This is a genomic window from Paraburkholderia sp. GAS33 (genome assembly GCF_050436645.1).
Lineage (GTDB): Bacteria > Pseudomonadota > Gammaproteobacteria > Burkholderiales > Burkholderiaceae > Paraburkholderia > Paraburkholderia phenazinium_B.
Map to the genome: position 1 here is coordinate 685725 of NZ_JBNDMP010000002.1, position 25235 is coordinate 710959.

General features: G+C 63.5%; 22 protein-coding genes and 1 riboswitch. Of the genes, 11 read left to right on the plus strand and 11 right to left on the minus strand.

Translation table 11 applies throughout. The annotated features are described in order from the left end of the window. Window positions 1-6: 6 nt before the first annotated feature. Window positions 7-1707, plus strand: a complete 1701-nt coding sequence (locus P3T24_RS09350; RefSeq protein WP_429434021.1) for an extracellular solute-binding protein — start codon at window positions 7-9, stop codon at window positions 1705-1707. Window positions 1708-1719: 12 nt separating this feature from the next. Here P3T24_RS09350 and P3T24_RS09355 read toward each other — a convergent pair whose 3' ends face one another. The 5 genes from P3T24_RS09355 to P3T24_RS09375 form a co-directional block, all read right to left on the minus strand. Beyond that, on the minus strand, window positions 1720-2145 hold the full coding sequence (locus P3T24_RS09355) for a response regulator (RefSeq protein WP_074264076.1): 426 nt from the start codon (window positions 2143-2145) through the stop codon (window positions 1720-1722). Window positions 2146-2200: 55 nt separating this feature from the next. Next, window positions 2201-2833, minus strand: coding sequence for a response regulator (locus tag P3T24_RS09360; RefSeq protein WP_074264075.1), 633 nt, complete (start codon window positions 2831-2833; stop codon window positions 2201-2203). 135 nt (window positions 2834-2968) lie between these two features. Next, window positions 2969-3532 carry a ferritin-like domain-containing protein gene (locus P3T24_RS09365; RefSeq protein ID WP_429434023.1) on the minus strand — a complete coding sequence of 188 codons (564 nt, stop codon included), beginning with the start codon at window positions 3530-3532 and terminating at the stop codon, window positions 2969-2971. 88 nt (window positions 3533-3620) lie between these two features. Beyond that, complete coding sequence (locus tag P3T24_RS09370; RefSeq protein ID WP_074264073.1) at window positions 3621-3782, minus strand: DUF1328 domain-containing protein; 162 nt, start codon at window positions 3780-3782, stop codon at window positions 3621-3623. An 89-nt stretch (window positions 3783-3871) separates the two neighbouring features. Next, on the minus strand, window positions 3872-4048 hold the full coding sequence (locus P3T24_RS09375; protein WP_074266002.1) for a DUF1328 domain-containing protein: 177 nt from the start codon (window positions 4046-4048) through the stop codon (window positions 3872-3874). 262 nt (window positions 4049-4310) lie between these two features. Here P3T24_RS09375 and P3T24_RS09380 point away from each other — a divergent pair, with 262 nt between their 5' ends. Both P3T24_RS09380 and P3T24_RS09385 read left to right on the plus strand, forming a co-directional pair. Next, on the plus strand, window positions 4311-5750 hold the full coding sequence (locus P3T24_RS09380; protein ID WP_429434300.1) for a sensor histidine kinase: 1440 nt from the start codon (window positions 4311-4313) through the stop codon (window positions 5748-5750). Window positions 5751-5979: 229 nt separating this feature from the next. Next, window positions 5980-6120 carry an entericidin A/B family lipoprotein gene (locus P3T24_RS09385; RefSeq protein ID WP_074264072.1) on the plus strand — a complete coding sequence of 47 codons (141 nt, stop codon included), beginning with the start codon at window positions 5980-5982 and terminating at the stop codon, window positions 6118-6120. Window positions 6121-6417: 297 nt separating this feature from the next. Here P3T24_RS09385 and P3T24_RS09390 read toward each other — a convergent pair whose 3' ends face one another. After that, window positions 6418-7209, minus strand: coding sequence for a DUF4397 domain-containing protein (locus P3T24_RS09390; RefSeq protein WP_429434025.1), 792 nt, complete (start codon window positions 7207-7209; stop codon window positions 6418-6420). Window positions 7210-7541: 332 nt separating this feature from the next. Here P3T24_RS09390 and P3T24_RS09395 point away from each other — a divergent pair, with 332 nt between their 5' ends. Beyond that, window positions 7542-9572 carry an FAD-dependent oxidoreductase gene (locus P3T24_RS09395; protein ID WP_429434027.1) on the plus strand — a complete coding sequence of 677 codons (2031 nt, stop codon included), beginning with the start codon at window positions 7542-7544 and terminating at the stop codon, window positions 9570-9572. 37 nt (window positions 9573-9609) lie between these two features. Here the strand turns inward: P3T24_RS09395 and P3T24_RS09400 are convergent, their stop codons facing one another. Both P3T24_RS09400 and P3T24_RS09405 read right to left on the minus strand, forming a co-directional pair. After that, window positions 9610-10539: an EamA family transporter gene (locus P3T24_RS09400; RefSeq protein ID WP_429404362.1), complete on the minus strand. Its 930-nt coding sequence runs from the start codon at window positions 10537-10539 to the stop codon at window positions 9610-9612. Between the two features lie 387 nt (window positions 10540-10926). Next, on the minus strand, window positions 10927-11772 hold the full coding sequence (locus P3T24_RS09405; protein ID WP_429434303.1) for a DUF1223 domain-containing protein: 846 nt from the start codon (window positions 11770-11772) through the stop codon (window positions 10927-10929). A gap of 296 nt (window positions 11773-12068) precedes the next feature. Further along, a riboswitch (TPP riboswitch) is annotated at window positions 12069-12187 on the plus strand. A 92-nt stretch (window positions 12188-12279) separates the two neighbouring features. Between P3T24_RS09405 and thiC the strand changes: the two genes are divergently transcribed. The 4 genes from thiC to P3T24_RS09425 all read left to right on the plus strand — a co-directional run bounded on the left by thiC (window position 12280) and on the right by P3T24_RS09425 (window position 18156). Beyond that, window positions 12280-14211, plus strand: a complete 1932-nt coding sequence (thiC, locus tag P3T24_RS09410; protein ID WP_074264069.1) for a phosphomethylpyrimidine synthase ThiC — start codon at window positions 12280-12282, stop codon at window positions 14209-14211. A gap of 285 nt (window positions 14212-14496) precedes the next feature. Next, window positions 14497-15021, plus strand: a complete 525-nt coding sequence (locus P3T24_RS09415) for a hypothetical protein (RefSeq protein WP_429434029.1) — start codon at window positions 14497-14499, stop codon at window positions 15019-15021. A gap of 336 nt (window positions 15022-15357) precedes the next feature. Beyond that, entirely contained in the window at window positions 15358-16959 is a 1602-nt protein-coding gene (locus P3T24_RS09420) for an L-lactate permease (RefSeq protein WP_429434031.1), read from the plus strand. Between the two features lie 261 nt (window positions 16960-17220). Further along, a complete protein-coding gene (locus tag P3T24_RS09425; RefSeq protein WP_429404359.1) occupies window positions 17221-18156 on the plus strand; it encodes a DMT family transporter in 936 nt (311 codons plus the stop codon). Between the two features lie 408 nt (window positions 18157-18564). On the opposite strand, the gene P3T24_RS09430 is transcribed toward P3T24_RS09425, so the two are convergent. Together P3T24_RS09430 and bamC are read right to left on the minus strand one after the other, a co-directional pair. After that, window positions 18565-18714, minus strand: a complete 150-nt coding sequence (locus P3T24_RS09430; RefSeq protein WP_429404357.1) for a hypothetical protein — start codon at window positions 18712-18714, stop codon at window positions 18565-18567. 152 nt (window positions 18715-18866) lie between these two features. Then, complete coding sequence (bamC, locus tag P3T24_RS09435) at window positions 18867-20108, minus strand: outer membrane protein assembly factor BamC (protein ID WP_074264067.1); 1242 nt, start codon at window positions 20106-20108, stop codon at window positions 18867-18869. 469 nt (window positions 20109-20577) lie between these two features. Between bamC and P3T24_RS09440 the strand changes: the two genes are divergently transcribed. The 3 genes from P3T24_RS09440 (at window position 20578) to P3T24_RS09450 (ending at window position 24430) form a co-directional block, all read left to right on the plus strand. Beyond that, a complete protein-coding gene (locus tag P3T24_RS09440; RefSeq protein WP_074264066.1) occupies window positions 20578-21024 on the plus strand; it encodes a DUF2844 domain-containing protein in 447 nt (148 codons plus the stop codon). Window positions 21025-21035: 11 nt separating this feature from the next. Next, window positions 21036-22289, plus strand: coding sequence for a DUF3443 domain-containing protein (locus P3T24_RS09445; RefSeq protein ID WP_429434034.1), 1254 nt, complete (start codon window positions 21036-21038; stop codon window positions 22287-22289). Window positions 22290-22522: 233 nt separating this feature from the next. After that, the gene (locus tag P3T24_RS09450; protein WP_429434036.1) at window positions 22523-24430 is read left to right on the plus strand and encodes a glycosyl transferase family 1; all 1908 of its coding nucleotides are present in this window, start codon (window positions 22523-22525) and stop codon (window positions 24428-24430) included. A 96-nt stretch (window positions 24431-24526) separates the two neighbouring features. On the opposite strand, the gene P3T24_RS09455 is transcribed toward P3T24_RS09450, so the two are convergent. Further along, the gene (locus P3T24_RS09455) at window positions 24527-25144 is read right to left on the minus strand and encodes a hypothetical protein (protein WP_429434039.1); all 618 of its coding nucleotides are present in this window, start codon (window positions 25142-25144) and stop codon (window positions 24527-24529) included. Window positions 25145-25235 lie beyond the last annotated feature (91 nt).

Consider the following 25235-nt stretch of genomic DNA (forward strand, 5'->3'; position numbering starts at 1 on the left):
AGACAGATGCATGAACGGGACCGGCACGCGGCGATCGCCGCTATCGATGGCCTCGCGCACATCCTGCGCACGGAGTTCGGCGAAACCGCACAGGCCGGCTGGCCGATCCTTAGCGTGCTGCTGCGCAACCATCTGAACGACCGGCAGACGACGGTCACGGCCCTCGCAGACCATTCCGGCCTGCCACGCTCGAGCGCACGCCGCTGCATCTTCGCGCTGAAGGCGCAAGGCTGGCTAGAGATGCGTCCGCTGTCGAAACACAGCAGTCGCGCGGAGGTGAAGCCCTCTGTGATGCTGCTCGACAAGCTCGACAAGGTGACCGAGCAAACCATCAGGCTGCTGGTCGGTGCGGTCGATACCCAGGCGCTCGACCGCTTCAACGCTGCAAGCCTCGCCCCGGCAACCGACGTAGCATGGCCGCGCCCCGCGGCCTCAGGCTTTAACGACGCGATCGAGCTCACGTTGCTCGCCTACGCCGATCCGGTGTTCGAAATCATCAAGCAAAACCGCGCGGATCTCGAGCGCTTCCTCGGCATGCGTCTGGCCATCCAGATGTGTCCGCAAGACGACTATCGTGCCGAGCTGGGCGCTGCTCTCGCACGTGACTCGGGCCGTGAGCCGGACGGACCGATGCTGGTGGCGATCCCATTTCCCTGGCTGGCCGAACTATCTGCAGACGGACGTCTGCTCGATCTGCAGGGTTTGCAAAGCGGCAGCCGGATCTCGGGCTTCGACTTCTACGATGCGGTATGGCGCGCGGGCTGGAGCGGGGGACATCTGTACGGTATTCCGATCCAGCCGACCCTGGATTTCCTCTGGTACCGGCAAGACCTGTTCGACGCAGAGGGCTTGCAGCCGCCCCGATGTTTCGCTGACGTCGTCGAATGTGCGCGCCGCTTGCACCGTCCGAGCCGTGGACGGGTCGGCATCACGTGGTGCGCGGCACCCGGCTTACCGCTCGGCGAGATCTTCCTGCAGATTCTCGGCGCGCAAGGAGAGGTGACGGCCGCCACCGGCGTGCCGCGGGTCGACACGGAAGCGGGCAGTCGGGTGATCGAGTATCTGCGCGCCTTGATCCCGTACTCGCCCACCGATCTGCGCAGCCTGCAATGGGTGCGCAGCGCGCAGATCTTCGGCCGCGGGCAGGCAGCGATGGGTTATCACTGGTCCAATCGCTATGGGGTTCTCGACAGCCATATCCTGCTGCAAAAGGGCGCCCGGGTTGGCTTGCTGCCGCATCCGACCTTCACGCCGGAAATCGCCCCGGTGACACCGCTCGGCGGTGCGCTGCTGGCGATCCCCGCACGCGGCAACGAAGCCGCGCGGCAAGCGGCCTGGCGCGCCGTCGAAACACTCACGTCGGCCGAGTTGATGAAGTACTTCGTGATGCAAGGCGCGGCCGGCAACGCGCGCTTTTCCGTCGCGGAGGATCGCTACGTGCTGCAGCGCAATCGCGTGGTGGGCGTAATGGATCAGCTGGCGAAGGCTGGCCAGATCCAGGCATTCCCCTCACCCGCCGCCGTGCACTATCACGACCTCACTCGCGTGCTCAGTGACCATCTGGAGAGCCTGTTGTTCGACGGCAGCAAGGACGTCGAACATGGATTGGCGCAGATGCAGCGTGCATTGGAGCGTATTGAAGGAGTGGCCGGCGAACGGGCTCCGAAACGGACCCAGCGAACCAAAGGAAAGACAAGGACGGGCTGACGCACACTACCGTCAGCCATCCCTGCGGGTCTGCGCATAGTCGTGCAGCGCATCGATCACCCGGTCGAACTCGAACGACTTGTCGAAGAAGTGACGCACGCCGTATTGCAGGCAGCGCTCGCGGTAGGCCGGCAACGCATGATTGGTCAGAACCGCCGCAAAGGTGCGATCGATCAAACCCTCGCGCTGCAGATACGCCAGCACCGGCACGCCCGAACCGTGCTTCAGTTGCAGGTCGATGATGACCGCGTCGAAGGATTCGCCGGTCAACAACGCGATGGCCTCGTCCGAGGTATCGGCGAAGGCCGCGACATGCAGCATCCCCGACGCGTCGATAGCCTCGACGATGCTGCGGCGGATCAATGCCGAATCCTCGATCAGCAGCACCCGCAAGGGCGGCTGGCCGGCGCTGTCAGGAGAGATCGAATCGCTGCTCATTGCCTTGCTCCGCGCGATGTCCGCGCATGGCTCCTTACGTGACGCTACTCATTGACTACTCGATCAAGCCGTTCTTGATCGCGTAGTAGGTCAGATCCGCATTGTTGGTCAGGCGCATTTTCTCCAGTACCCGCGCCCGGTAGGTGCTCACGGTCTTCACCGATAAATGCAGCTCTTCTGCGATGTCAGTCGGAATCTGCCCGGCGGCAAGCTTGCAGAAGATCTGGAATTCGCGCTCGGACAGCCCTTCGTGTGGACGGCCGGCGGCCGGCTTGTCGAGATTGTCCGCCAGTGTATCGGCCACCGCCTCCGACAGATAGCGGTGCCCGCGTGCCACCGCGCGAATTGCCCGCACGATTTCGTCGGGCTCGCAGTCCTTGTTCAGATACCCATTCGCGCCGGCCCGCAGCAGATTGATAGCGTATTGGCTCTCCGGATAGCCGGAGAGGATCAGCACGCCCTGCTTCGGGCGCACCTGTTTGATGACCCGCAAGGTGTCGATACCGTTTTTGTCCGGCATGGCGATATCGAGCAGCACCACGTCGAAGGCCTGCTCGCGCACGAGGGTAATAGTTTCGTCGCCGGTCGCGGCTTCCGCGGCCACGCACATATCCGGCTCGTCGGCGACGAACTGTCTGAAACCGCCCCGGACGATGGCGTGATCGTCGGCTATCAACACTCGAATCATTGGCTTCCCGTCTGTGCAGCGAAGATCGATCCCAAGCGGACATTGTAATGACGTCTCGCCTCGACGTGAGGCGAAACGTCCCTGCCGTGCCCGGTCGAGCGCGCTGCTACGCTCATTTGCACGCGCTTGCTACTCTCACTCGCGGCCTTCGAGCAGGTCCGCCATGTCGTCGGCGTGCTCCTCTTCGACCGCCAGCACTTCCTCGAAGATGCGCCGTGTGGTCACGTCGCTATCGCCAAGGTAACGAACGATCTCGCGATACGTATCGATGGCGATGCGCTCGGCGATCAGGTTCTCGCGAATCATCTCGGTCAGGTCCTTGCCCTCCTGATACTCCGAATGCGAGCGGCTCTTCAGGCTGTCCGGAGCGAAGTCCGGCTCGCCGCCAAGCTGCACGATACGTTCCGCGAAACGGTCGGCGTGTCCCTGTTCCTCGGCGGCGTGCTGGGCAAATTCCGCGGCGACCGCCTCCGAGTTGATGCCCTTGGCCATGAAATGATGGCGCTTATAGCGCAGCACGCAGACGATTTCCGTCGCGAGCGAATCGTTCAACAGCTTGAGCACCACCTCGCGGTCGGCGCCGTAACTTTGCGTGACGGCACCATCGGACATGTGCTTGCGAGCGTCCTCGCGAATTTTCTGCAGGTCCATCACGAACGGACCATGGCTCTGGGTGGGTGCGCTGGATGACTTCGACATTGAGCTTCTCCTTTAACCGGTATTGGGGGGAACTGCACATCACGCACGAACCGCGCCTGATGTGCCAGTGGCCGGAGCTCGGTAACGTCTACGTTCGGAACACGCCAAGCAGCAGTGTCACGACGAATACGACCAGGAAAATGTAGAACAGGATCTTGGCGATTTCGGCGGCGCCTGCCGCGATGCCGGTAAACCCGAAGACCGCGGCAATGATCGCGATGATAAAAAATACGACTGCGTAGTGAAGCATGGAGGTTCTCCCTTCCTGAGTTAAGTGTTGTTGGTCGATGAGGCGCCGGGCTGTGCGACATCCGTGTGCCCGGCTAAATGCCCCCGCCGCTAATCAACTATTTTTTTGGTGACCACAAAACCAAGTACGAGGAACACCACGCAGAGAATCAGGAACACTACGAACAGGAACTTCGCAATTGCGGCGGCGCCTGCTGCAATGCCGGTAAAGCCGAACAGACCGGCAATGATGGCGATCACAGCGAAGATCAAGGCCCATTTCAGCATGATGGATTTCTCCCATAACAAGGATTGGACTAGTAGAACCATCGTAATGACCGCTTTGGCGTACCGCATTCCGGCTCACGCCGTTTTTCGTGTGAGAATCCGCCGACATTGCATTACAGGTGCTTTACGATGACGCGGCATGAGCCGTGCATGTGCGTGAAGCCGCCCCGCGTGCGCGGCGCCCGCTACACTAAGAAGGTCATCAAGGAACCGAGGCGTGAAGAACGTGCAAAACCCGCTGGATAGCTCGGTGCAAACCCCAATGCGAAATCCGGCGCAAACGCCGCTCGCGGCGACGCGGCTCAACGCGTGGATGCGCAACCGGAGCTGGGCGATTGCGATGACGGTGGCGATCGTCATCACGGTGGGCGGCCTCGTGATTCTCGAGACGGCCCGCGAACGCATCGCGGCCGAGTACGAGAGCGCCCTCGAAGCACGCGACGTCACCGTGCAACTGAGCACGCTCCAAAGCCAGCTGGCGCAACTCAGCGCCTATCAAAGCAGCTTTCTTCTGACGAAGCAGACGGCCAACGTACAGGCCTATTGCTCGACCGCGGGCCGGGTGCGCCAGATCGCGCAACAACTGAGCGTCTACTATCACCGCCGCGAGGCGGGCAGCGCAGAGCTGGCGAGCTTCACACAGATCGCATCGTTAATCGACGCGCGCATCGGCGCGGGCGCCGCTGCGTTGCAGCAAGCCGAGCCGCAACCGCTCGCGCTCTCGGCCTGCGGTACCGCCAGCGGCGCGGCGCCGGCCGATGCGGGCCTCGTCGACAATACCCTGTCGCTGCTGCGCGATAACGAAGCGAGCCGCGCGCAGCATGCGCTCGATGCGAGCCGGGCCGATCAGCGCGTGTCGACGCTGGTGGCGGCCGGGTTATCGGCATTGAATATCGTGCTGTTCATCCTGCTGTTTCGCAATCTCGGCATCCAGATCGATCGCCAGGCGCGCGTGCAGCGGCAACTGATCACGCAGCAGGAAGAGCTCGACCAGCTGGTCACCGAGCGCACCCGCCAGCTCGAAGCGCTGGGGTGGCACTTGCAGGCCGTCAGCGAAAACGAAAAAACCCAGCTTGCGCGCGAACTGCACGACGAGCTGGGCGCCATTCTCACTGCGAGCAAGATGGACGTGGCCTGGGCCAACCGCAAACTGAAGGACAGCGAACCAGCGATCTCCGAAAAACTCACGCGCGCGCTCGCCAACCTCGATCAGGGCATCGCGCTCAAACGCCGCATCATCGAAGACATGCGCCCGACCGTGCTGACCAATTTCGGCCTGGTGACCGCGTTGCGCACGCTTGCCGACGAGTCGGCGCAGCGCAACAACTGGGTGCTGGAACTGAATCTGCCCAAGGACGACATCCAGCTCGACGAGCAGACCGAAATCGCGCTGTTCCGCGTCGCGCAGGAGTCCCTCACGAATGCGGCGAAGTACGCGCGCGCCTCGCGAGTATCGATTGGGCTCGAGATCGCGGACGGCCAGGTCGCGCTGTCCATCGCCGATAACGGTGTGGGCATCACGCCCGCCGACCTGAAGCGCACTCACACGCATGGCCTGCTCGGCATGCGCCAGCGCGTGGCGGCGCACGGCGGCCGCTTCGATATCCGCCGCGGCGTGCCGAACGGCACCGATATTCACGTGGTGATGCCTTGCGTCAGCACGACCGCGTCGGCGCTCGACGCTCCGTCTGCTTCGATGTAGCCGCGCAGGTGGTACTGCGCGGATGCACAGGCGCCTGTAGGACAGCGCCGACGCAAACAACGGATCACGCCTACAACAAAATCGCGGCGTGACCGACATCGCCGCGACGCCCCATTTTTTAAGATGCAATCAGACCAGATCGGCTGGCGCGATGCCCGGTTGGTCGACAGGGAGCGCGCGCCGCTCATCAGGCGCGTCAATCGATGCATTCTTCAGAAGGGGAAAACTCATGACTCGACTCATCGCCATCGCTTTGCTTCTGATTACCGGCACTGCGGCCCTCGCCGGCTGCAACACCGTGGCTGGCGCCGGCCAGGATATCTCCAGCGGCGGCCACGCCATCACGAACAGCGCGGAAGAAGCCAAGTAACGCGGCTTGCTGGCGCCGTAGCGGCGTCTGCAAGATCGCTTTCGATGTGATCTGCAAGTTGAGCCCGATGCGTTTGCGCGTCGGGCTTTTTTACGTGCCGCGGGGTGGCAAGGACACGCCATCGCATGCCAATCGCGCCGCACACGATGTTGGCCAACAAATAGCAACGCGGCGACCCACCGTTGGTGGATCGCCGCCCTGCTCCTCCCTGCCATGCCGAACTACGTCGGTCTTATAGTTGCCTGTTAATCGCTAATGGACTCGCTTTTGAGCGCCTGTTGAGGACCGCTTGACCGCTTATTGGCCCGTCAGCGTGTTGGCCAATTCAATCGCCGGCGTGCCGGTGTTACCGCCCTGTGCAACCAGCAAGTGAATCTGGCCCGGCAGCAACTGGCTCAACGTGCCGGCGATCGGCACCGTGGTGACCAGCCAGTCCGCGTTGTTAGCAAGACTAAACGACGCCGACTGGAAAATCGCCGTCTTGCTGCCTGCTACCGTGGCGATCGCGATATAGGTGCCACCCGACAGATACAGCGAGTCCTGACCGCTAGCCGGTACGGCATTGCTGAACGAAACACCCGCCATCGTCGGACTGACAGTGTCGATGTTGGTCCCTGCCGGCACGATATAGAGGTCGAGATTGGTCGCGTTCGCCGAGGCATTGAACGCCCGCACGCGTGCGTCGTTCGACAGCAGGCCCTTGTCGAACGGATCGTCGATCAGGCCGATACCGGGGCTCGTGAGGCCCGGCAAGGCGATCACGGTGTATTCATGTCCGTTGGCCACGTCCGGGAAACTGCCGCTGGCAAGCGCCGTCTTCGTGCCCGTGGCGGCATACGCGACCGTGGTCGCGCCCGTGCCGATGTTGGTGAAGTTCGTCACACCCAGGTAGGCGACATTGGTTTGTCCACCTGGCGCCGAGCCGTTGACGAGGAAGTCATAGGGCGAACTGCCGGGCACGGCATTTTCGAAGTGGATTTCCGGATCGGTGATCCCCAGCGTTTTCGCGGCGTCGCTGCCGCTGCCACCGCAAGCTGTCAGGACGGCCGCAACGCCAATCATGGCCGCCATGGTTCGGATTAGCTTCATATGTGCACCTATATCGATGTCGGGTCTCGACCCATTAGTTGTACGAACGCCGTACCCGCCGGATGGCGCGTTCGTTTTTCAGGCGAACGGCTCCGATGAGCTGTCTCAGCGACGCTCTCTCTTATCCCTGTTGCGCATCGGTTCAGTGTGACGCGCGTGATATGGACGCTCGCATTCAGCAATCGATGTGCCGCATGCACCAGACTGGATCAGATACCGTCGGTACAGGCCTGGTGGCCAACGAGTTCGCAGGATTAGAATTTTTCCTCGGAAGGTTCGGCCGATCGGCGGTGTATTGTTCGGGCGCACCCCACTTTTACAAGGTCCGTTGCATGCCTTACCGATTCTTGCTCGCCGAACTCGACCTCGGCTTCACGACTCTGCGCAACCGGGTCGTCATGGGTTCGATGCATACGGGCATGGAAGACCGCTTCTGGAACTACCCGAAGCTCGCCGCGTATTTCCGCGAGCGCGCTAAAGGCGGCGCCGGTCTGATCATCACGGGTGGCATCTCGCCGAACCGGCAAGGCTGGCTGCTGCCGTTCGGCGGCACACTAAACTCGGTGTTCGACCTGCGCAATCACCGCCTCGTGACCGAGGCCGTGCATGCCGAAGGCGGCAAGATCGCGCTCCAGATCCTGCATGCGGGACGCTATGGGTATCAACCGTTCGTGGTGTCCGCTTCGGCGCTGAAGTCGCCGATTTCGAAGTTCAAGCCGCGCGCACTGACGCTGGCCGGCGTGGCGAAGACCGTGCGCGACTATGCACGCTGCGCGCGGCTCGCCCAGCGCGCCGGTTACGACGGCGTCGAGATCATGGGCAGCGAGGGATATCTGCTCAACCAGTTCCTCTGCCCGCGCACCAACCAGCGTACCGACCGTTACGGCGGCAGTCTCGAGAACCGCATGCGGCTTGCGCGCGAGATCGTCGAAGCCGTCAGGGCCGCGTGCGGCGAGCGCTTTATCGTGGTGTACCGGTTGTCGCTGATCGATCTCGTCGAAGGCGGCAATACGTGGGAAGAGACCGTGCAGGTCGCGCAGGCTCTGGAAGCGGCCGGCGTCACGATGTTCAATACCGGGATCGGCTGGCACGAGGCGCGTGTGCCGACCATCGTCACCTCGGTGCCGCGAGCGGCCTTTGCGCCGCTCAGCGCGCGCCTGAAGGCAGCAGTCAAAGTACCGGTGATCGTCTCGAACCGCATCAATACACCGGACGTCGCCGAAGATCTGCTCGCTCAGGGCGCGGGCGATCTGGTGTCGCTCGCGCGGCCGCTGCTCGCCGACCCGGACTTCGTCATAAAGACCGCCGAGGGGCGCACGCACGAGATCAACACCTGCATCGCGTGCAACCAGGCCTGCCTCGATCACACATTCCAGAACCGGCGCGCCACCTGTCTCGTCAATCCGCGCGCGGGACGCGAAACTGAACTGGTGTACCGGCCGATCGCCAGTCAGGAGACGCCGCGGACGATTGCCGTGGTGGGTGCCGGGCCGGCCGGGCTATCGGCGGCGACGGTGGCCGCCTCGCGTGGCCACCGTGTGACGCTGTTCGATGCGAGCACAACCATCGGCGGACAGTTCAATCTCGCGATGCGTGTGCCGGGCAAGGAAGAGTTCAGCGAGACGATCCGCTATTTTCAGAGCCAGTTGCAGCGGTATAGCGTCGACGTGCGGCTCGCCACTCGCGTCGATGCCGCGCTGCTCGCCGCGGGCGGCTACCAGGACGTGATCCTCGCCACAGGCATCGCGCCGCGCCGACCGGCGATTCCCGGCATCGACGGGCCGAACGTCTTGACCTACGTCGAGGTGCTGCGCGGCGCACCGGTAGGCCGCAGCGTCGCGGTAATCGGCGCGGGTGGGATTGGCTTCGACGTCAGCGAGTTCCTGCTGCATCATCCCGGCGAGCCGCTGCCGCAGCCGCGCGACGCGTGGCTCGAAGAATGGGGCGTCGATCTGGCCGTGCGTGAGCGCGGCGGTCTGAAAGCGCCGCTGCCTGCGCAACCGGTACGCGACATCTGGCTGTTGCAGCGCAAAGCCGGCAAGCTCGGTGCGGGGCTCGGCAAGACCTCGGGCTGGGTGCACCGGGCCACGCTAATGCGCAACGGTGTGCGGATGCTCGACGGCGTGTCGTATCTGGAGATCAGCGAACGCGGGTTGAAGATCGCTCGCGAAGGCGCCGAGCAGTGGCTCGAAGTGGAGACGATCGTGATCTGCGCGGGGCAGGAATCCTTGCGCGATCTGCAGCCGGCCACGCCGCCGGCGGACGGCCCGCGGTATCACGTGATCGGCGGCGCGGCGCTGGCGAGCGAACTCGATGCCAAGCGGGCAATCCGCGAAGGGGCGGAGCTGGCGGCGCGTTTATAGTCAGGCAACGCGGGGGCGCGTTGCGGGCCTCTGCCTCTCACGCCAGACCGCGGCGCCGGTAATCGAACCAGAACGACAGACCGACACTCGCCAGGATCACCACCGTCGCAATCACCGTTGCGCCGGTCACCGGTTCGCCGAGCAGCAGCGCGCCAAGCGCGACCGCCACCACCGGATTCACGTACATGCAACTGCTGGCGATGATCGGACTGGTATGCCGGATCAGATAGCCGTACGCGACATACGCGGCCATGGTGCCGACCAGCATCAGGTAGAAGAACGCCAGCAGCGGCAGGATGTGCAGTTCGGCCATGCGCTCGCCGGACAGCCACGCGACGATCGTCGACATCGCGCCACCCAATCCGATCTGCAACGCGGTAGACATAAACAGGTCCGACGGCAGTTTCAGCCGTCCAGCCAGATGCGCGCCGCCTGCCCAGAAGAGCGCGCCACACAAAATTGCGAGACTCCCCCCGGCCGAACCCGACGCTCCACCGCCCTGACTCAGGATCGCAATCCCCACGAGTCCGAGGCCCACGGCAAACCATTCGCCCCGCCCGATCTTGCGTCCCGCCACAGCGGCGATGACGGTAGCGAACAGCGGCACGGTAGCGACCATGACCGCGGCAGTGCCGGTGCCGACCGTGCGCATGCCGAAAGCCAGCATCCCGCTCGAGAGACCCACTAGCATCGTGCCGACCAGCCCGGCGTTGCGAATCTCAGCAGCGTTTGGCCAGACCGGGTCGCGACGCGCGGCGAAGACGAACAGGCCGATGCCCGCAAACAGGTTGCGCAGGCCGGACAGAAGGAGCGGCGGGAATGATCCGAGCGCCACGTGCACGGCCAGATACGTGGAGCCCCACACGAGGTAGACGACGCTCAGCGCGAGCGCGATCCGGCCAGCATGAGACTGAGGCAGGCGAAAGGCAAAACGGAGAGGAAAACGGCCAGGAGGTTGCAGCGACATGCGTTCAATCCACCCATGTCGTTCGAGGCGTTGTGCCCCCGCTGGGGACGCTGGGTCCAGATGGCGGGCGCCGCATCGTGGATGCGGCCTGGCAGGCAAGGCTCAAAGACATGGTGGTAGAACGGGCAGAAGTACTTGGGGACGGCAACGGCAGACAACCGTGGCACGCACCGCAGCATTATGCAGGAACGCGGTTGGGCGTCCATGAAAGAATCGTAAATTCTGTATCCGGAAAGCGGCTGGGCGTCCGTGCGAGCGACTGCCTGCCGAACAGACGCCGCGACGGCTAGAGCATGCGAGGTTTCAAGTCTCCGAAAATCAGGTGCGAGGTTCAGATCGAGGCTTACTCATGGCGAAGGCGTCGACCTCAATCGATCGCCGGCGGCCTCATTGACAGCCGGCCAGTTCCGTCACCTGCAACACCTCGCCGGTGGATGCGTTTTCGACGAAGGCCACGACGCCGAACCTGTCCGGCTGCGCCTGGCGGTCGGCGGCATCGGTGGCATCGAGTGCGATCTCGCGGCGAATCTGCGCGCTGCCGCCCGCAAGCGGCACCGGACCGATCCATTGCCGCACGACGCGTTCGTGATGCAGCGTCGCGCCACTGTTTTCGCCGGCACGCACTTGCGACGTCAGCGCGTTTTCATAGACAGCGACGTACGCGTTCAATGGATCGTGGACCGTGGCTTTGGACGTGAAGCGCGCGTCGACGCCGAAACCGTTCGTGCCCTGAGCAGGCGGCGCGAGTTCAAGCGCAACGTCTGCCTGCGCCGGCTCGGCGGTCACCTCGTGAACACGCTCATCGAAGCTCTCGGGCCGGGACCAGCTACGCAACTCACGCCCCGACACGAAGATTTCAGGCGTGTAAATCGTGTGGCCGCCGGCGAGATCGGTCAGCGTCTGCTGCCGTTCAGTGAAACGATGCTGGGAGAAGCGGTCGTTCCAGCCAAGGCTGTTCCAGTAGTCGACATGCAAGGCAAGCGGCACGACGCCTCGAGCGGCACCGCTGTCCTTCCACTGACCCAGCCAGTGATCCGCCGGCGGGCAGCTATTGCAACCCTCGCTGCTGTACAACTCGACCAGCGCGACACGGTGGGCCGGGCTGTGCGCCTTGCACATCGCATCGGCGGCCTGAGCGGCACCGCTCGTGGCTAGCGCGACAAACAGCGCGATGGCACGCACCACCGGCGAGTCGGCAAAGCGGCGCGTGAGTGAACGCACGCGTACAGGCATAAGCGGATACGCGTGGGAACGCATAAGGGGATTCATGGCAGGCTCCATCTGGAAATCTGCACGTTAGTCGGCGAGCGTCGCCCGTTATGACAGCGCCTCTGAAATTTTATTGCGGGACTGGAGGACATGGCGTGGCTGACGATAAAGATCGGGCAACGCCACCTTTCATGCTGCGGCGCATCACCCCGCGCAGCCCAATAGAGATAAGCACGACAGGCTGTAAGCCGGCCACCATTCGGGCCACACCGATTTCGAGACCGGTTGCCAAGCACTGCGCCGGCGGTGTATCGTGTGCGCTGCTAACGCGGGGGTCCTGCGTCGCACGGAGGTTGGAGGTCCGTGTTGCGTGGGTGAGAAATACCCTTTGAACCTGATCTGGATAATGCCAGCGCAGGGAAGCGTACGGAATTCGTAGCGCAGCACCGCCTCATCCTCTGGCGAATTCCGACAACTTCCATCTCGTCTCCTGCTTAGCGGCCCCACATAGAGCTTTGCATGGAGAAATGCATGAACGCCAATCCGAAGTTCCTTTCCGCCGACGCTCACGTCGATGCGGCCGCTGTCGCCCCGCTGCCGAATTCCCGCAAGATCTACGTCACTGGCTCACGCGACGATATCCGCGTGCCGATGCGCGAAATCAGCCAGTCGGATACACCGGACAGCTTCGGCGGCGAGAAGAATCCCCCGGTCTTCGTCTACGACACGTCGGGCCCCTACTCCGATCCGGATGCCACGATCGATATCCGCGCGGGTCTGCCGGCTTTGCGTCAACGCTGGATCGAAGAACGCGGCGACACCGAAGCGCTAAGCGGTCTGTCGAGCGACTTCAGCCGCGAACGCGCCGCCGATACGGCCACCGCCGATCTGCGCTTCCAGGGCCTGCATCGCACGCCGCGCCGCGCCAAAGCCGGCGCCAACGTTTCGCAGATGCACTACGCGCGCAAAGGCATCATCACGCCGGAAATGGAGTACATCGCGATCCGCGAAAACCAGCAGCGCGCGGCGTATCTGGAGTCGCTCAAAACGAGCGGCCCGAACGGAGAGAAGCTCGCTGCGATGATGGGCCGTCAGCATCCGGGCCAGGCATTCGGCGCGAGCGCGTTCGGTCCGAACGGCCTCACCGAAATCACGCCGGAATTCGTGCGCGACGAAGTGGCCCGCGGCCGCGCGATCATCCCGAACAACATCAACCACCCCGAAAGCGAGCCGATGATCATCGGCCGTAACTTCCTCGTGAAGGTCAACGCGAACATCGGCAACTCGGCGGTGACCTCGTCGATCGGCGAAGAAGTCGACAAGATGACGTGGGCGATCCGCTGGGGCGGCGACACGGTGATGGATCTTTCCACCGGCAAGCACATCCACGAAACGCGCGAGTGGATCATCCGCAATTCGCCGGTGCCGATCGGCACGGTGCCGATCTACCAGGCGCTGGAAAAGGTCAACGGCAAGGCCGAAGACCTGACGTGGGAAATTTTCCGCGACACGCTGATCGAACAGGCCGAACAGGGCGTCGATTACTTCACGATCCACGCCGGCGTGCGTCTTCAATACGTGCCGCTCACAGCGAAGCGCATGACGGGTATCGTCTCGCGCGGCGGCTCGATCATGGCGAAGTGGTGTCTCGCGCATCACAAGGAAAGCTTCCTGTACGAGCACTTCGAAGACATCTGCGAAATCATGAAGGCCTATGACGTGGCCTTCTCGCTCGGCGACGGCCTGCGTCCCGGCTCGATCTATGACGCCAACGACGAAGCGCAACTTGGCGAACTGAAGACGCTCGGCGAGCTCACGCAGATCGCGTGGAAGCACGACGTGCAGACGATGATCGAAGGCCCGGGCCACGTGCCGATGCAACTGATCAAGGAGAACATGGACCTGCAACTGGAATGGTGTGACGAAGCGCCGTTCTACACCTTGGGACCGTTAACCACCGACATCGCCCCGGGCTACGACCACATCACGTCAGGCATCGGTGCTGCGATGATCGGCTGGTTCGGCACGGCGATGCTCTGCTACGTCACGCCGAAGGAACACCTGGGTCTGCCGAACAAGGACGACGTCAAGACCGGCATCATCACGTACAAGCTCGCGGCCCATGCGGCAGATCTGGCGAAGGGTCACCCAGGCGCGCAGGTGCGTGACAACGCGCTGTCGAAAGCGCGCTTCGAATTCCGTTGGGAAGACCAGTTCAACCTCGGTCTCGATCCGGACAAGGCGCGTGAATTCCACGACGAAACGCTGCCGAAGGACTCGGCCAAGGTCGCGCACTTCTGCTCGATGTGCGGCCCGCACTTCTGCTCGATGAAGATCACGCAGGACGTGCGCGAGTTCGCCGCGCAGCAAGGTGTGACCGACGACGAAGCCTTGAAGAAAGGCATGGAAGTGAAGTCGATCGAGTTCATGAAAAAGGGCGCCGAGATTTATCAGCGGCAGTGAGGCCGGTGGGTGGCGCATGCAGGATGCGCCACCTCGCTTCTCGTGCAACTCAAGGGCTCGCCGCTGGCGGGCCCTTTTCTTTTGCGGGCACGGTTTGAAGCGACCCGAATGCGCGCCAATCCCAACAAGCCCTTACCCAGGACACATCCGGCACGGCACTGAAATAAGCGGTAACCTGTTTGCAACCTGACCCGAATCGCTCAGGGGTATTCTGAGTGGAAGATGCCGGTTTGCAACCTCTCGAACATTAACCATCGCGGCATCGAGCTGCATCAGGAGCATGCCATGAGTCCACTTTCGGCTATCACCCGTCTTGGCGCCGCGGCTGCCGCGCTCGCCCTCGCGGGCTGTTACTACCCCTACGGCTACTATCCCTACGGCGCGAACGGCTACTACCCAACCACGGGTTCCTCGCAGACGTCCGTGGCGGTGAATGCGAACGGCGAGCCCGTTGGCGCGCTGAACCAGCACAACCCGATCCCCGCGCCGCCACCGCCGTCGGTAACGGCTTCGGGTAGCTATGTAGTGCCGTCACCGGCGGCGACCACGGCTAGCCAGCAGATCTATACGCCGGCCCCGGATGTCGGGCCAGCCTATTCCTCCTATCCCTATGCGGCTTATCCGTATGCGGCCCCGGCCTATCCGTACTACGGATATGGCTACGGTTATGGTTACCCGTATTGGGGACCATCGGTATCGGTCGGTTTTGCCGGCTTCTGGGGCGGCGGCTGTTGCTGGGGTGGCGGCTGGCACGGCGGTGGCTGGCACGGCGGCGGTTGGCATGGCGGTGGCGGAGGCCATTGGCACTGAGCCGATGAACCGATGAGCCACGTCGGAACACACACCCAGCATCACCTCTTTCTACGGCCTGTGACAGACCCAATCTGACGGCCAGGTCAGGCCCGCGCCAGGTGCCAGCCACCTGCGCGCCATCTATGCCCATTGCCGCCCATACGCCGCTGGTTTCCCCGTCTTGACTGCGCCAGCGCGCGCTCTATCCTGATGCTGCCGCATGCATTATCTGTTTAAATAGAGAACACGGTGCTGTCCCACACGCAGCCATGCCGTCATCCGTTCTGCCACATTCGACGCGTCACATAACATGCAGCGGGTCGCGTCGACTCGAACAACAACGAAGGAGACGTGATGTTTCACCAACTGTTGACCCCGATTGGCAATTCGCTATTCCCGTCGTTCATTGTCGCTGCACTACCTATCCTCGTAGTCCTCGTGCTGCTCGGCTGGGCCCGTCGCCCGGCATGGCAGGCGTCGCTCGCCGGACTGATCGTCGGGCTGCTGGTGGCGATCTTCGGCTGGCAATTTCCGGTCGGGCTTGCCATCAATACGGTCGTCGCCGGCGCGGTCTTCGCGCTCTGGCCGATCATGTGGATCGTCGTCGCGGCGATCCTGCTCTACAACATCGCGCAACGCTCGGGACGCTTCGCCGCGTTCCGCATGTGGATGATCGACAATCTGCCGAACGACCGCCGTATCGTGCTCGTCGTGATCGGCTTCTCGTTCGGCGCGCTGCTCGAAGGCATCTCCGGCTTCGGCACACCGGTCGCGATCACCAGCTCACTGCTGATCCTGCTCGGCTTCCCGACACTCGAAGCCCTGACCTTCACGCTGATCTTCGATACCGCGCCGGTCGCCTTCGGCGCGCTCGGCGTGCCGGTCACCGTGCTCGCCGCGGTCACGCACCTGCCGGCCAACAGCCTCGCCCAGATGATCGGCCGCCAGTTGCCGTTCTTCGCGTTCCTGCTGCCGTTCTATGTGATCGCCGTGTATGCGGGCTTTCGTAACATGCTGCGCATCTGGCCGGTGCTGCTGGTGGCCGGCGGCAGCTTCGCCGTCACCCAGTTCATCTCCTCGAACTACGTCAACTACAGCCTGACCGACGTGCTCTCGTCGCTGGTTTCGCTGATCGTGACGGTGTCGTTCCTGAAGTTCTGGAAGCCTGCCCCGGATCCGAAGTTCGCCATCAACGTCGATCGCATCAACGAAGTGCGCGACAGCAAGATCAGCGGTGCGCAGGGCTGGTATCCGTGGATCATCGTGTCAGTGGTCGTGATCGTCTGGACGATCGCCAAGGTCTTCACGATCGGCGACGTCAAGGTGCCGTGGCCCGGTCTCGACAAGGCGGTCTACATCACGCTGTATCACACGGCGTATGGGGCCATCTGGGACTTCCAGCCGCTCGCCACCGGCACGGCCATCCTGGTTGCCGCGATCATCACGGCGTTGCTGGTGAAGCTCTCGCTGGCCGAGTTCGGCCGCGCCATCGTCGACACCTGGGTGCAGACGCGCATCGCCATTCTGACGGTAGCGACCATCGTCGGGCTCGCCTATCTGATGAACTACTCGGGGCTCACCTACACGCTCGGTCTCGGTGTCGCGTCGGTGGGGGCATTCTTCCCGCTAGTGTCGGCGTTCCTCGGTTGGGTTGCCGTCTTCCTCTCGGGCAGCGACACGTCAGGCAATGCGCTGTTCGGTAATCTCCAGGTGGTGGCTGCCAACCAGCTCAACCTGAACCCGATCCTGATGGCAGCGACGAACTCGTCGGGCGGTGTGATGGGCAAGATGATCTCGCCGCAGAACATCTCCACCGGCGTTGCCACCACCGAACTCAAAGGCAAGGAAGGTGTGGTGTTCGCCAAGACGTTCAAGCACTCACTGATTCTCACGATCGTGCTTGGCATCATCGTGTGGCTGCAGCAGAACTATCTGCAGTGGATGATCCCGCACTGAGCGAGCGCACAGTCGGACGCATGACGGCGGGCACGCTTGAGGGCGTGCCCGTTTTTTTTGCCTCGGCTTTCCGTCAATTTTCCTCACATAGCCGTGAGAATTGCTCGTTTTACGCAAACGAGCGCGCCGCCTACCCTATCCCCGCCGAAGAAGCCGGTCGGCAAGAAGATCTTGCTGTTTCATTCCAGCGTGAAATATCCGCGCGTTCACGCGGGTACCATCACTTCGCGTCTCGACTCAACCGCGCGAGACGCGCCTCAAATGAACTCCAGAAATCTGCTCCAGCTCATCATCCTCGCCGCTCTATGGGGAGCGTCGTTCCTTTTCATCCGGGTCGGCGTGACCGACTTCGGGGTCGCCCCGCTGATGGCCCTGCGGGTCGGCATCGGCGCACTGTCTCTCGCGATCGTGCTAATCGTGCGACGTCCACTGCGCGAGTCGCTCGCCACGCTGCGCAGCCGGGCCGTGCCGCTGGTGATAGTCGGCATTCTCAATTCGGCGGCGCCTTTCTGCCTGTTCGCGTATGCGGAGTTGACGCTGTCGGCCGGCGTTACCTCGGTGATCAACGCCAGCACGCCGCTATGGGGCGCGCTCGTGGCCTTCCTCTGGTTAAAGGACCGCCTGAGCGCGTTGCGCAGCCTCGGTCTCGTAGTCGGTTTCCTCGGCGTGTTGATGCTGGTGTGGGATCAGATTGCCTCGCCCCACGGCGGCAGCGCGACGCCATTGACCACCGCGCTCGCCGCGGCCGCTGCACTCGGCGCGACGCTGCTGTACGGTATTGCCGCCAACTATGCCAAACGGCACCTGAGCGGCGTCGACGCCCTCACCGTCGCCACCGGCACGATGACCGGCGCCACCGTGGTTTTGCTGCCGCTGGCGGTGATCTACTGGCCCGCCGCACCGATCTCGCTGAACGCGTGGGGAGCGGTTATCGCACTGGGCGTTGCCTGCACGGGTGTGGCGTACATGCTGTACTTTCATCTGCTCGCCGCCATCGGTCCTGCAAAAACCATCACCGTCACCTTTGTGATCCCGATCTTCGGCATCCTGTGGGGCGCACTGTTTCTCGGCGAAAGCGTCTCGCCGGGGATGCTCGAAGGATGTGTGGTGATTCTGATCGGTACCGCGCTCGCCACGGGTGTGGTCAAACGGATTCCGTGGGTGAAGCCGCGCCGTCCCAGCAGCGCGGACACCTAAAAACGCCAGCGCAAAAAAAATAGCCCGCGCTTCATGGAAGCGCGGGCGAAACCGTCGCCCTACGAGGATAGGCGACGGGGCCACCAGGGCCGCGCGCGGCGCGCGCAGGCCGTCATCGGGCAAAGCACCGGGTCGTTGGCCCGGCGCTGAATCGTGCTGTAGTGAGGCAAACCGACGTCGCGCGCCATCGCCGCGTGAGCGGCTTGCGTGCGGCCAGTCAGGCCTCATGAGGTAGATAAAGCAGCTTGTGTGCCAATCTGAAATACCTTTGACACGAAAACGCAGGTCATTGATTTTTATATTTATTTTTCGCGTCGTCGGCAAAAGAGGCGGGCTTTTGCGGCGCGTTACGCCGTAACGTCACGTTACGCGCGCTCGGCACACGAGCCCGCCCGGGCGGTGCGCCGTTCAGCGCACGCGCCATTTGGCGCGTGCCGCCACGCCCCGGACTCGCGTCGGCGCATGCCTCGACTCATGCGCCGAGAGGGCCGCGCCGCACACCAGCGCGAGAACGAGCAGGCTGGCTGCCCACATCCAGTAGGGAATCACGTCGAACATGGCAGGTCTCCTTGGTCTTGGTTCAGGCAGACAAGCAAACTCCATGCGAGGCGCACATCCGTTGCTGGGCCAGCCATAAGGTGCCGGCCACGGGCATAAAAAAGCCCGCCTGGAAGCCATACCAGGCGGGCTTTTGACGAAGCAGGGAAGGCTCAGTGCAACTGATCGACCACGAGGGCCATGATCTCTTTGGCCGGTTGCGACGAGTCGATATTGCCCTTGTCGTCAACCACTGCTACACGGGTCTGATCCGGCGTAACGGCCCGCACGTTCACCAGATACGTCTTGGCGACCTTCTCGGTATGGCCGTGCATGACCTGGCTCCAGAAGCCCTGCTCTTCCGAGCGCATGTCCTTCGGATCGACATAGCGGATCGAATACAGCCCGCGGGTACGGTCGCGGGTATCGACCGTGAAGTTGCTGCGGTCGAGCGCAAGACCCACGCGCGCCCATGCGCGATCGTACGGCTCGCCCAGCGTGAGTTCGGTGGAGGTGAACTGAGCCGAAGTGTTCGACGTCTGGTTCTGGTCCGGGAAGGGCTGCTGGGCTGCCAGCGCGACGTTTTGCGCAGCCGTCTTCGCAATAGCGGAACTCGACCCGGCGGTTGCCGCGCCCGGCGCCGTCTGCGTGCCGGCCGGCGAGAGAGCCGTGCTTTGCGTATCGCCCGAAGCGCCACGCGCATCGGCCAGCGCCAGCGACGCCATCAGGCGCTTCAGGTATTCGGTTTCGAGGCCGGGATCGTTTGGCTTGGGCTGCCACGTGGTCGACTCGTTGTTCGCGCCGCTCAGGGCTTCCTGCATGCCCTTCTGGCTGATGAACACGTAGGTGCCGCCGTTCGGCGCCGTTTCGAGGCGGGTGCGGTACTTGTTACGCTCGGAAGCCACGTACGAGTTGCCCATCGCCTTCGACAGCGTGTCGCGGATCAGGCCGTCGTTGATCTGCGCGTGGGTCTCGTTCCAGTCGGTTTCCATCACGCCCTTGTCGCGCTGGTCAACCACCAGCAGGAAGCCCTGTTCCTGCCAGAAACGGCGGATTTGCGCCCAGGCCTGGTCGGGCGTCTTGTTGTCGATGACGAGCCAGCTTTCGGTGCCGTCACGCTGGATATGCATGCCTTTGACCGGCGGCAGCACGCCCAGGCTGGTAACCGGCGCCTGTGCCTGCACCTGGTTGAGGGCGGACAGCGAGGTTTGACCGCCCTGCGGCGGAAGCGAGCGCTGATCGGACGTCTCATCGATCAAGTTCGGCGGCACTGCCAGCGACACCTGCTTCGATTTGGAGTCGCTCTTGTAGTCAATCTGGGTCGGCGACGAGGTACCGCAACCGGCGACGCCGGCAACCAGCCCGCCTGCCACCAGCAATACTGCATACCGCTTGGTAAGACGAAGATCAGTCATGTTCAGGGAATCCTTCCGCTACGCCACGGCAAGTTTCCGTGGATCAACCCGTTATTTTACCGATCCCGGACCGACCTGTGCAAAAAGCCGGTTTGGCCCCTGCTGGACGACACCGAAAACACGGTTTTGAGGGCTTGCATCCACCCCTCGCCGAGGCGGTCGATAAACCTCGAAAAACGCGCCGAGCGTGCGCCGAAATCTGACACGAGGGGCAGATTTAGCGCCCACTCCGTCAGTGCAATTTAACAATTCACAACACTCCCGACAGCAACGTCAGAGAGTCCTGTCAGAAGCAATATCTCCTTGTTTTAACGGACCATTCCCGAGTTCCGCGCCCGCGTCCTTTTGAGATTTGTAGCCAGTCCGCCGGGCCCCACCCACATTGATCAGGAAACCTCAGTGATATCTTGAATTCGTCATATTAAAAAACAATGAGAGGGCCGCCATGCAAGTGTCGAGGAACATCCTAATGCCTTTCTACAGAGGCGTCGTGCTATCGGCGGCGATCTCCGTATTACTTCCCGTGACAACCGCTCACGCGGCGCTCGGCGGCACTCTGGCCGGCATCGCGGGAACCCCGCCGGTGCCAATCCTCAACGGCGCCGTGGAGCGCCTCACGAGCGTGGACGCGGGCGGCACGACGATCAACGCCTACGCATCGAACACCGGCCAGATCTTCGCCTACACCTGGCAGGGCCCGACCGTGCCCGACCTGCCGGCGCTGCTCGGCCCCTACTACGCCTCCTATCGGGCCGGGGCGGCCGCTGCGCTCGCGGCGAGCCATGACCTGCACGACTCGCGCGTGGTCCAGCCCGACGTGATCGTCGAATCGGGCGGTCAGATGCGCAGCTACGTGGGCCGCACGTGGCTGCCGGGCGCGCTGCCTGCCGGCGTCACCCCTGACGATCTGCCATGAAGGAGCCCGCCATGAGGACCCACCTCGTCTCCTTTCTGTTCCTTTCCAGCGTGCTTTGCAGCGTACTCGCCGCCTGCGGCGGCGGAGGCGGGAGCGCCGCGAGCGGTGCCGCCGCGCCGGCGGCGGCGTCTGGCTCCACGAAAACGCCGACCACCCCAGCCAGCGCTCCGGCGGCGGTCGGGCAGTCCACCACGCCGAATGTGCAGCCGATCGCAGTCACCGCGGCGCCCGGACTCACCCGCAATATGCTCACCACCAGCGTCACGATCTGCGCGCCCGGCACCAGCAACTGCGCCACCATCGACAACATTCAGGTCGACACCGGCTCGCAGGGCTTGCGCATCCTCGCCTCGGCGCTGCCGGCCAGCCTGCAACTGGCGGCCCTGCCATCGGGCAGCGGCAGCGTCGGCGAATGCGCGGTGTTCGGCGGCGGCTACACCTGGGGAGCGGTGCGCAGCGCGGATGTCAGGATGGCCGGCCAGCTCGCCGCGTCGCTGCCGATCCAGCTGATCGCCGATCCCGCCGTGCCCACCGTACCGTCGGACTGCGCCGGAACAGGCCTCGCCATGCAGACAGTCGCCACGCTGCGCGCCAACGGCATTCTCGGCGTTGGCCTGTTTGCGGCGGATTGCGGCGGCACCTGCAACAATTCCGCGGCGCCGCGCTGGTACTACAGCTGCGCCGCGAGCGGCGCCTGTCAGGCGAGTGCCCAGCCGCTCGCCCAGCAGGTCACCAACCCCGTGAGCGCGTTCCCCCTCGACAACAACGGCGTCGTGATCGACCTGCCGGCGGTGGCGGCGGGCGGCGCGCCGTCGGTGGCGGGATCGCTTATTTTCGGGATCGGCACCCAGGCCAATAACGTGCTCGGCGGCGCCACCGTGCTGCGGGCGAATTCACAGAGCGGCTACGTGACCACGGTCAGCGGCGCGCAAACGTACTCGCAAAGCTACCTGGACAGCGGCTCGAACGCGCTCTTTATCGCCAACGCGGGGTTGCCTGAATGCGGCCTGTGGTATTGCCCGGCTGCGACGGTATCGGCCAGCGCGAGCATCCGGGGCACGGACGGCACCAGTTCGACGGTGGCCTATTCGGTGGGCAATTCGAGGGCGCTGTTCAACAGCACCAACAACGCCTTCGACAACCTTGCCGGCATCACCAGCAACAGCTTCGGCTGGGGGCTGCCATTCTTCTACGGACGGCGCATTTACACGGCCATCGAGTCGCGCCTTACCTCGGCGGGCAGCGGTCCTTACTACGCCTTCTGAGACATGACGACGGGGTCCCGGCCTGCGTGCAAAGAAAATTCCCAAAGTCCCAGGCCGGGCTTATTTGATACAGGCCAACTGCGATAATCCGATTCTTGGCGGACAACATGTCTACATTGTTAGTCATGCCTATCTTTAAAGAATCGAAACCATGGCGTTCACGCTTTCGCTTGCAGATCTTCATGGCTGCTCGCGCGACGAAGATCCCGTTGTCTGTATAGAAGATTGAAGCAATGGAAGACTCATTTTTGCTCGACGAATTCGAGCAACTCGTATATAGCCAGGCGCACGACCAGGCTTCGGTCAAGTTCGTCGCGGCGCTGGCGCTCCTGCAAATGAAGCGTGGCCAGCTGGACGAGAGCTTTCGTGCTTCGGGCATGGAGGGATTATCAACGGCCGAGCAGCATGAGCGCTTTTGTACGCGTCTGACGAGTGCAGCATCCACGCTGTTCGCCAGCCCGGAGTATCGCCCTCACGCAGTATGCTTGCAGCTGATGCTGACGCTGCACGAGTGGATCAGCGTGCTGTTTTCATCCACGGCGTTCGGCAACGCGGATCACGTGGTACGCCACCTGAATCCGCGCGGTCCTACCGACCGGCAATTCATGCCCGGCGACCGTTTCGTCGAAAAGCTGTGCGTGCTCTATTCGAGCGAGTCGGACCTTGAGCTCGACTTTGCCGCCCTGTGGGCGCACGACAAAACCATGGCCGCCTGCCTCGCACTGGTCCTGATGGCGCCGCTCTTTCACGGCTCGGCCAATGCACACGGCAAGCGCGAGGCGCTGCTGGAATGGCTGCCCGGCAGGCTGCGGCAGATCGACGATCTCGACGACCTGCCCTCGGCCGTACTGCACAACGCGTATATGTTCTGCAGCTACGCCGACACGCCGCGGCGTCACGCGGTGAAGCGCGACATCAACGTGCTGGTGCGCCGCAAGCTCGACCAGCTTGGCCTGACCGATCTGCCTCCGCCTGTACAGCCGCGCCCCACTGGCGGCGCGCGGCGCGGCAAGAAACCGTTGATGCTAGTGGTGGTCGAGTGGTTCGGCGGCGCGCATTCAATCTACCGCACGCATTCGCGGACCATCGAAGCCGCGCGCGAACATTTCGAAGTGGTCGGCTTCGGTTTCGGCTACGCGATCGACGACGCGGGCCGCGCCGTCTTCGACCGCTTTATCGAACTCGAGCAGCCGGACTACATCGGCGAATGCCTGAAAACGATCCGCGATTTCGCCGTGGCCGAGCAACCGGACGTACTCTATATGCCGAGCGTCGGCATGTTCGTCCTGACGGTGTTCATGTCGAACCTGCGGATCGCGCCGCTGCAGATTGCAGCCCTGGGCCATCCGGCCACCACCCACTCGGACAAGATCGATTACATCAGCGTCGAAGAAGACTACGTCGGCGATGCGGCCTGTTTCAGCGAACGCCTGCTAAGACTGCCCAAGGACAGCCAGCCGTACCGGGCATCGCTCGCGCTGCCCGAGATCGCTCCACGCGTGCCGCAGCGGCGCGAGACTGTCCAGATCGTCGTCACCGCGAGTCCGATGAAGCTCAATCCGGCCTTTCTCGATGCCTGCAGGCAGATTCAGGAGCGCGCGGGGCTTCCGGTGCAATTCCACTTCATGACCGGCAATAGCTACGGCTTGCCGCTCCAGCACATGCGCCGCGTCATCGGTGCGGCCGTGCCGGGCGCCGTGACGCATGGCTTTCACCAATACGCCGACTACCTGGCGCGCGTCGACGATTCGGATCTGTTCCTGAGCCCCTTCCCGTTCGGCAACACCAACGGGATCGTCGACGCGTTCACGCTTGGCCTGCCGGGGGTGTGCAAGACCGGTCCGGAGGTGTTCGAGCGTATCGACGGCGCGCTGTTCGCACGCGCTGGCATGCCGGCATGGACCACGGCGCAGACAGTCGAGGATTATGTCGAAGCGGCGGTGCGAATGGTGACCCGGCACGACGAACGCGAGGCCTTGCGCCGCCAGTTGATCGAGACCAAGGCGGTGGAGCGGTTCTTCGAGGGATGTCCGGAGGTATTCGGCGAGCGCGTGCTGCGTCTCGTGCGCGAGGAGCGCAGGCGTAATGCGCGAGCGGCGGTGGCTGGTGCTGCCGGTGCTAACACCGTCGCTCACGCTTGAGGTTTGGAGAACGCGCGCCCGCGTCACGGGCCGCCGGGCTGCACGCCCCGCCACAAGGTCAGACGGGGCTTGGCGGCTCAGCTCACGGCAACGCGGTTATTCCTGGATATCGCTCGCGGCGGTGTCGTTGGTCTTCACGAGTTCCGGGGGCGCCAGCCAACGGAACGACGCCAGATTCAGGCCGTCGAACCTGCATTCGACAGCGGCAGACTTGACCACCTTCTTGGGCTTGACCGGTTTGGCATTTGCCGCCGCCGCAGAGGCGCCCGACGCAGTTGCGACGACCGTGGCTGGCTTGGCCGTCGTGCTCACCCCGTCCGACGCCGCAACCGACGAGTCCACCGCAGCAGCGGCCGCCGCCGAAGCCACCTGCCCATGCGACGCCCGCGGACTAGCGGAGGCCACTGAAACAGCCGAAGCCGCCGCAGCCCCCGAGGCCCCCTTGGGCGCCGACGCCGCCGCGACTTCCGAAGCCGTCTGCATATGCGACAGCGACGCCTCGACCACCACCCGCGAACCGTGGATGCCGGTACCCGTGTGATCGACGGACAGCTTGTCGATCGACGCCTCGGGCATCTGCTCAGGCGACACGTCAGCCAGCTTGCTGCGCATCGCCTGCTCACACGCGTCGGTGTTCTTGTAGACTGCCGTGCACCCCGCGAGCACCACGGCGGCGATCGTTACGCATGCGATAGATAGAGTGCGGATCTTCATTGATATTCCGGTTTTCAGGCTGTCGGCATTGTAGCGTACGGGCCGCGCTGCGCGCCTGAAAGCCGGACGCATGATCCGCACCTGCGGATCA